This is a genomic window from Sphingomonas endophytica (assembly GCF_014199415.1).
GTDB lineage: Bacteria > Pseudomonadota > Alphaproteobacteria > Sphingomonadales > Sphingomonadaceae > Sphingomonas > Sphingomonas endophytica.
The window spans coordinates 348,805-356,204 of sequence record NZ_JACIJN010000003.1 but is presented as its reverse complement, the minus strand read 5'-3'; the positions used below and the strand labels follow the sequence as shown (position 1 = coordinate 356,204).

The following is a 7,400-nucleotide window of genomic DNA, read 5'->3' as shown; positions in this document are numbered from 1 at the left end:
CAGCTGATGGAGCAGGGCTTGATCCATGAGGACGCGCTGACCGTCAACGGCCGCACGATGGGCGACAATTGCCGCGGCGTCGCGATCGAGGACGAAAAGGTCATCCGCCCCTATGACGCGCCGCTCAAGGAAGAGGCCGGGTTCATCGTGCTGTCGGGCAATCTGTTCGACGCCGCGGTGATGAAGACCAGCGTCATCAGCCCCGAGTTCCGCGATCGTTACCTGTCGAACCCCGACGACCCCGAGGCGTTCGAGGGGCCGGCGGTGGTGTTCGACGGGCCGGAGGATTATCACGCGCGGATCGACGATCCGGCGACCGGGATCACGCCCGAGACGTTGCTGTTCATGCGCGGCGCGGGGCCGGTCGGCTATCCGGGCGCGGCCGAGGTCGTCAACATGCGCCCGCCGGCGTATCTGATCACCGAGGGTGTCCATGCCTTGCCGTGCATCGGCGACGGGCGGCAATCGGGGACGAGCGGCTCGCCGTCGATCCTCAACGCCTCGCCCGAGGCAGCCGCAATGGGGGGCCTCGCGCTGCTCCAGACCGGCGACCGGGTGCGGGTCGATCTGGGCAAGGGGACGGCCAACGTGCTGATCCCCGAGGCGGAACTGGCCGAGCGGCGCGCGGCGCTGGAGGCGGCGGGCGGCTATGCCTATCCGGCCTCGCAGACGCCGTGGCAGGAGATCCAGCGCGCCGTGGTCGGGCAGATGAGCACCGGCGCGATCCTCGAGGGTGCCGAGAAGTACCAGCGCATCGCGCAGACGATGGGGCTGCCGCGCGACAACCATTGACGGATCTGTACACGCGGAGGCGCGGAGGGTCTTCTCTCCGCGCCTTTTTTGTTCGCGCAGACGGCGCAGAGAGGTTGCGCCGCAGGTACGGCTTCCGTCCACCGGAATGACGATGGTTGCTTTCGCGGAATGTGGCATGGCGCACCGCCTGTCCGCGTCCTTCGCGTGCTCTGCGCGCATTCAAGATTTCTCACGCGGAGGCGCGGAGGCGCGGAGGCGCGGAGGGCGCTCGAGAAGTCTCTCCCGGCTGCGCCAGCAGCCCTTCACATCCTTGTGAGGAACTGCACGACGTGTAGCCCACGACCTCTCTGCGTCTCTGCGCGCCTAAGACTGCTGCACGCGCAGCCGCGAGGACGCGGGGCAAGTGGCACGGTGGCGCCTGCTCGACAGCTTCGTGCTCACCGCTTGGCGTGGATTGATCGCGCGCAGAGACGCGGAGGCGCAGAGAGGGAGCGTTTGCCGCGCCGGCCGGACATCATTTTCGTCATTGCGAGCGCAGCGAAGCAATCCAGGGCGTCCTGATCCGGCTCTGGATTGCTTCGCTGCGCTCGCAATGACGAATCCGGCTTCGTTTTTGAACATGCCTGCGACGCTGGGCGGAGCACCTCCGCGCCTCCGCGTGAACAAAAAGGGCGGCCCCGAAGGGCCGCCCTTTCCGTTTCACAACAACCCGCGACGCTTACCGCGGCGACGCCTCGCGCTTGCCGTCGAGGCGGCGGGCGATGCCCCAGGGGTTGGCGTCCGACACCGCCTCCGGCAGCAGGCTGGCAGGCAGGTTCTGGAGGCTGACCGGGCGCAGGAAGCGGTAGATCGCGCCGGTGCCGACCGAGGTGGTGCGGCCGTCGCTGGTCGCCGGGAACGGTCCGCCATGGACCATCGCCGGGGCGACCTCGACGCCGGTCGGCCAGCCGTTGACGAGGATGCGGCCGACGCGATCGGCGAGCACGGGGATCAGCCCCTTGGCGTCGGCTTCGTCCTCGGCATCGATCTGGAGCGTCGCGGTCAGCTGGCCTTCGAGGCTGGCGATGACCTTCTTCAGCTCGGCGAAATCACGGCACGCGACGACGATCGACGACGAGCCGAACACTTCATGTCCGAGCGCGCGATCGGCGAGGAACGCCTCGGCGTCGGTGCGGAACAGCGCGCCGACCGCCTGATTGACGCCCTCGCCGACCTTGCCGCGTGCGACCGTCGTGACCGCCGCATGCGACGCGAGCGCCTCGACGCCCTTTTCGAAGCTGGCGTGGATGCCGGGGGTGAGCATCGTGGTCGGTGCGCTCTCGGTCAGCGCCTGACCGGCGGCCTCGACGAACGCGTCGAGCGCCGGGCCGGCGATCGCGAGGACGAGGCCGGGGTTGGTGCAGAACTGGCCCGCGCCCATCGTCAGCGACTGGACATAGGCCGGGGCGAGCGCCGCACCGCGTGCTTCGAGCGCATGCGGCATGATGACGACCGGGTTGATCGCCGACATTTCGGCATAGACCGGGATCGGCTCGTCACGCTCGGCGGCGATCTTCATCAGCGCCATGCCGCCGCCGCGCGAGCCGGTGAAGCCGACCGCCTTGATGCGCGGATCGCGGACGATCGCGCCGCCCAGCTCGTTGGTTTCGCCGGGCAGATAGGAGAAGACGCCCGCCGGCAGCCCGGCCTTCTCGACCGCCTTGGCGATCGCGCGTGCGACCAGCTCGCCGGTGCCCGGGTGCGCCGGGTGGCCCTTGACGACGACCGGGCAGCCCGCCGCGAGCGCCGAGGCGGTGTCGCCGCCCGCGACCGAGAAGGCGAGCGGGAAGTTCGACGCGCCGAACACCGCGACGGGCCCGAGCGCGACGTTCATGCGGCGCAGGTCGGGGCGCGGGAGCGGCTGGCGATCGGGCATTGCCGGATCGATCGTGGCATCGAGCCAGTCGCCCTGACGGACGACGTTCGCGAAAAGCTTGAGCTGGCCGACGGTGCGGCCACGCTCGCCCTCGAGGCGGGCGCGCGGCAGGCCGCTTTCCTGCATCGCGCGAAGGATCAGCTCGTCGCCGAGCGCGAGGATCTCGTCGGTGATGGCTTCGAGGAACGCGGCGCGGGTTTCGGGATCGGTCGCGGCATAGGTCGGGAACGCCTCGGCGGCGAGCGCGGCGGCGGCGTCGACCGCGTCGGGGCCGGCGGAGGAGAAGTCGGGCGTCAGCGTCTTGCCGGTCGACGGATCGACCGAGGTGAACCGCTTGTCAGCCTGACGCGCCTCGGCGCCGATGAGCATCGCTCCGTCGATCATGATCGTCCTCGTGATGGGAATTAGTCGGACATTAGTTAGGCGGCAGGGGGCGGCTTCGCAACCCTGCGGTGGCTGCTGCGGCATCGCCGGTGTCGTGACGTGGCCGAAAATAGCGGCCTCCGGGCAGCGGCGAGCGCCGGACTTAAGCAGTTGGATGCGGCCCGGTGCCGCGTCGTTGCGTTTGGGGGCATCGCCCCCGCCACACCCGTCATCCCCGCGGAGGCGGGGATCCAGATACTCTGCGGTCTCGCCCTTATTGACGGACCTGCGCGTCTGGATTCCCGCCTTCGCGGGAATGACGGTTTTAGCGTGTCGGATCAGATGAAGCGGTTGACGATGTTCTCGATCCGCTCCTGACGGCCCGAGCGCGGGCGCGGGTTGACGGCGGCGCTCTCGGCGAGGTCGGCGATCCCGGCGAGGTCGAGGCTCGACACCTTGCGGCCGAACTCGGCGTCCCAGCCGGCGTAGCGCTCCTTCTTGATCGCATCGAGGCGACCGTCCTCGATCAGCGCGACGGCGTTGAGCAGGCCCTTCGCGACGACGTCGATCCCGCCGACATGGCCGTGGAACAGGTCGACCGCGTCCATCGACTGGCGGCGGACCTTGGCGTCGAAGTTGAAGCCGCCGGTGGTGAAGCCGCCCGCACGGAGCACCTCGATCATTGCCAGCGTCAGTTCCTCGACCGAGTTCGGGAATTGATCGGTGTCCCAGCCATTCTGGTGATCGCCGCGGTTGGCGTCGATCGAGCCGAAGATGCCGAGCGCGCCGGCCATCGCCAGCTCGTGCTCGAAGGTATGACCGGCCAGCGTGGCGTGGTTCGCCTCGATGTTGACCTTGACCTCGTTCTCCAGCCCATACTTCTTGAGGAAGCCGTACACGGTGGCGGTGTCGAAATCGTACTGGTGCTTGGTCGGCTCGTGCGGCTTCGGCTCGATCAGGATCGTGCCGTCGAAACCGATCTTGTGCTTGTGCTCGACGACCAGCGTCAGGAAGCGGCCGAGATTGTCGAGCTCGCGCTTCAGGTCGGTGTTGTGAAGCGTCTCATACCCCTCGCGACCGCCCCACAGCACGTAGTTGCTGCCGCCGAGGCGGTGCGTCGCCTCCAGCGCGTCGCGGACCTGCATCGCGCCGAACGCATAGACTTCCGGATCGGGGTTGGTCGCGCCACCGGCGGCGAAGCGCGGGTTGCCGAACAGATTGGCGGTGCCCCACAGCAATTTGCGGCCCGACGACGCCTGGAGCTTCTCCAGATGGTCGACCGCCTCGCCGAAGAAGCGGCGATGCTCGGCGACGCTGTCGGCGTCGGCCATCACGTCGACGTCGTGGAAGCAGTAATAAGGCACGTCGAGCTTGGTGAAGAAGTCGAACGCCACCTCGCGCTTCTGTGCCGCGGCCGCGCTGTCGTTCGCGCCGGCGTGCCACGGGCGGTTGAAGGTGCCGCCGCCGAACACGTCCGACCCCGGCCAGCAGAAGGTGTGCCAGAAGCAGGCGGCGAAGCGGAGGTGATCCTCCATGCGCTTGCCGAGCACGACCCGGTCCTTGTCGTAATAACGATAGGCGAGTTCGTTGGTGGTTTCCGGCCCCTCATATTTGATCTGGGGGATGTCGGCGAAGAAGTCGGTGCTCACGGGCGTGCTCCTTTAGGGCTTGATACGGGGATAGGCGGCGCGGAAGGCGGCGCGCTTGGGGGCGAGCCGGTCGACCAGCGTCGGGTCGGGGGTGATGACGTGGCTGACGGGCGGCGCGACGCAGACCTCAGGCGGCGTGCCGCCGTCGACCGCGAGCTGCGCGAGGCGCGCCGCGCCCATCGCGGGGCCGACCTCCCCACCCTTGAGATAGGCGAGTTCGACCTCCAGCGCGGCGGCGAGCGTCTCGCCCCAATAACGCGAGCGTGCGCCGCCGCCGATTACCGACAGGCGTTCGACAGTCGTGCCCGACTCGCGCAGCACGCGGACACCGTCGGCGAGCGCAAAGGCGACGCCCTCGAGCACCGCCTGCGCCATCCGCTCGGGCGTGCTGTCATGGTCGAGCTGGAGGAAGCCGCCGCGCACCTGCGCGTCATTGTGCGGGGTGCGCTCGCCGGAGAGATACGGGAGGAACAGTTCGGGGCCGCTCGCCGGGCCGGCGATCTCGGCGCGCGCGAACACGTCGGCGGCACCGGCCGCACCGATCAGCCGCGCGACCCAGTCGACGCAGACCGCCGCCGACAGATGCACCGCCATCTGGTGCCACATGCCCGGGATGCAGTGGCAGAAGGCATGGACCGCCGCCGCCGGGTTGGCGCGCAGCGTATCGGTCGCGACGAAGATCACCCCCGAGGTGCCGAGCGACAGCAAAGCGTCGCCGTCGCGGACGACGCCGATCCCGGCCGCGCCCGCGGCATTGTCGCCACCGCCGCCCGCGACGGGGACGGCGTCCATCCCCCAGCTTTCGGCGATCTCGGCGCGGAGATGGCCGGTCACGTCGCTGCCCTCGACCGCGCGCGGCATCTGATCGCGGGTGAGGCCGGTCGCGGCGAGCAGTTCGTCGCTCCAGTCGCGCTTCGCGACGTCGAGCCAGAGCGTGCCGGCGGCGTCGGAGACGTCGGACGCCTTCTCGCCGGTCATGATGAGCCGGACATGGTCCTTGGGGAGCAGGACGGTGCGGATCGCGGCGAAGGTCTCGGGCTCGTGACGCTTGACCCACAGCAGTTTCGGCGCGGTGAAGCCGGGCATCGCGATATTGGCGGCGATATCGCGCAGCGCGGGGACGGCGCGTTCCAGTTCTTCGCATTCGGCGAACGAGCGGCCGTCGTTCCACAGGATCGCGGGGCGCAAGGGGCGGTCGTCGGCGCCGAGCAGCGTCGCGCCGTGCATCTGCCCGGCGATGCCGACCCCGCGCACCGCGCGGCGCACGTCGGCGGGGAGCGCGCGGACCGCGGCGTCGGTCGCCTGCCACCAGGCGTCAGGGTCCTGTTCGGACCAGAGCGGGTGCGGGCGCTGGACGGTCAGCGCGGCGGTCGCCTGCGCGGCGATCACGCCGTCACGGTCGATCACCACCGCCTTCACGCCCGAGGTGCCGATGTCGATGCCGAGGAACATGCGTGTCTTCCGGATGAAATGCCCCGGCGCAGGCCGGGGCCAGGTAACGATGGCGGCGCGAGATGCGGAACCCTCGCCCGACGGTGCCCCGACCTTCGCCGGGGCACAGACATCACTTCACGAAGGGATCGATCGTCTGGATCGTGCCGTCCGGGTTGTACTTCAGCTCGGTCATCTTGACGTTGCGCAGCCGCGTCTGGCCCGAGAGCTGGGTATCGGCGTAGAACAGCCACCATTTGCCCTTCCACTCGACGATCGAATGGTGCGTCGTCCAGCCCTCGACCGGCTGGAGGATGCGGCCCTTGTAGGTGAACGGGCCGTAGGGCGAGTCGCCGATCGCATAAACGAGGTAATGCGTGTCGCCGGTCGAATAGCTGAAGTAGTATTTGCCCTTGTACTTGTGCATCCACGACGCCTCGAAGAAGCGGCGGTCATGGTCGCCGCCGAGCAGCGGCTTGCCCTTTTCGTCGAGGATCACGACGTCGCGCGGCTTGCCCGCGAACGCCTTCATGTCGGCGGCCATCGGCGCGACCTTCGGGGTCAGCGCGGGCTTGTCGTCGGCGCCGAGATCGGTCTTCGAGCCGTTCGGATCGTACGTGCCGGTGGTGTTGCGCTGGAGCTGGCCGCCCCAGATCCCGCCGAAATACATGTAGCTCTTGCCGTCGTCGTCGGTGAACACCGCCGGGTCGATCGAGAAGCTGCCCGCGATCGGCTGCGGATCGGCCTTGAACGGGCCGACCGGCGACTTGGAGGTGGCGACGCCGATGCGGAACGCGCCCTGCCGGTCCTTGGCGGGGAAATAGAGATAATAGGTGCCGTTCTTATAGGCGGCGTCGGGCGCCCACATCTGCTTTTCGGCCCAGGGCACGTCCTTGACGTCGAGCGCGACCGGATGCGCGGTGACCTTGCCGCCGGGCTCGTCCATGCTGAGCACGCGATAGTCGCGCATCTCGAAATGCCCGCCGAGATCGTCTTCCTTCGCCGAGCCGTCGATGTCGTGGCTGGGATAGACGTAGAGCTTGCCGTCGAAGACGTGCGCCGAGGGGTCGGCGGTGTAGAAATCGGTGACCAGCGGCTGCGACAGATATTTGCGGCCATCCTTGGCGCGCGGCGCGTCGGTGGCGGCGGCGTTGGCGGTCGTGGTGTTGTCGGCGGTCGTCGTGCGGTCACCGCAGGCGGCGAGCGGCAGCGCGACAAGCAGCGGCAACAGACAGGCACGGGAGAGATGGGCACGGGTAGGGCGACGCATCGTTTCGGGCTCCTCTCAG

The 7,400-nt window shown here is 68.8% G+C and carries 5 protein-coding genes; 1 reads left to right on the top strand and 4 read right to left on the bottom strand.

What is annotated here, in order from left to right:
* Positions 1–792 (top strand): IlvD/Edd family dehydratase (locus tag FHS97_RS07010; RefSeq protein ID WP_184035002.1); only part of this gene is annotated, 792 nt, incomplete at its 5' end.
* Positions 793–1,471: 679 nt separating this feature from the next.
* Here the strand turns inward: FHS97_RS07010 and FHS97_RS07005 are convergent.
* The 4 genes from FHS97_RS07005 to FHS97_RS06990 all read right to left on the bottom strand — a co-directional run bounded on the left by FHS97_RS07005 (position 1,472) and on the right by FHS97_RS06990 (position 7,381).
* Positions 1,472–3,052 carry an aldehyde dehydrogenase (NADP(+)) gene (locus FHS97_RS07005; RefSeq protein ID WP_184034999.1) on the bottom strand — a complete coding sequence of 527 codons (1,581 nt, stop codon included), beginning with the start codon at positions 3,050–3,052 and terminating at the stop codon, positions 1,472–1,474.
* Between the two features lie 317 nt (positions 3,053–3,369).
* Entirely contained in the window at positions 3,370–4,680 is a 1,311-nt protein-coding gene (gene xylA, locus FHS97_RS07000) for a xylose isomerase (RefSeq protein WP_184034996.1), read from the bottom strand.
* Between the two features lie 12 nt (positions 4,681–4,692).
* The gene (gene xylB / locus FHS97_RS06995) at positions 4,693–6,132 is read right to left on the bottom strand and encodes a xylulokinase (protein WP_184034993.1); all 1,440 of its coding nucleotides are present in this window, start codon (positions 6,130–6,132) and stop codon (positions 4,693–4,695) included.
* A gap of 112 nt (positions 6,133–6,244) precedes the next feature.
* Positions 6,245–7,381 carry a glycoside hydrolase family 43 protein gene (locus FHS97_RS06990; RefSeq protein WP_184034990.1) on the bottom strand — a complete coding sequence of 379 codons (1,137 nt, stop codon included), beginning with the start codon at positions 7,379–7,381 and terminating at the stop codon, positions 6,245–6,247.
* Positions 7,382–7,400: the final 19 nt, after the last annotated feature.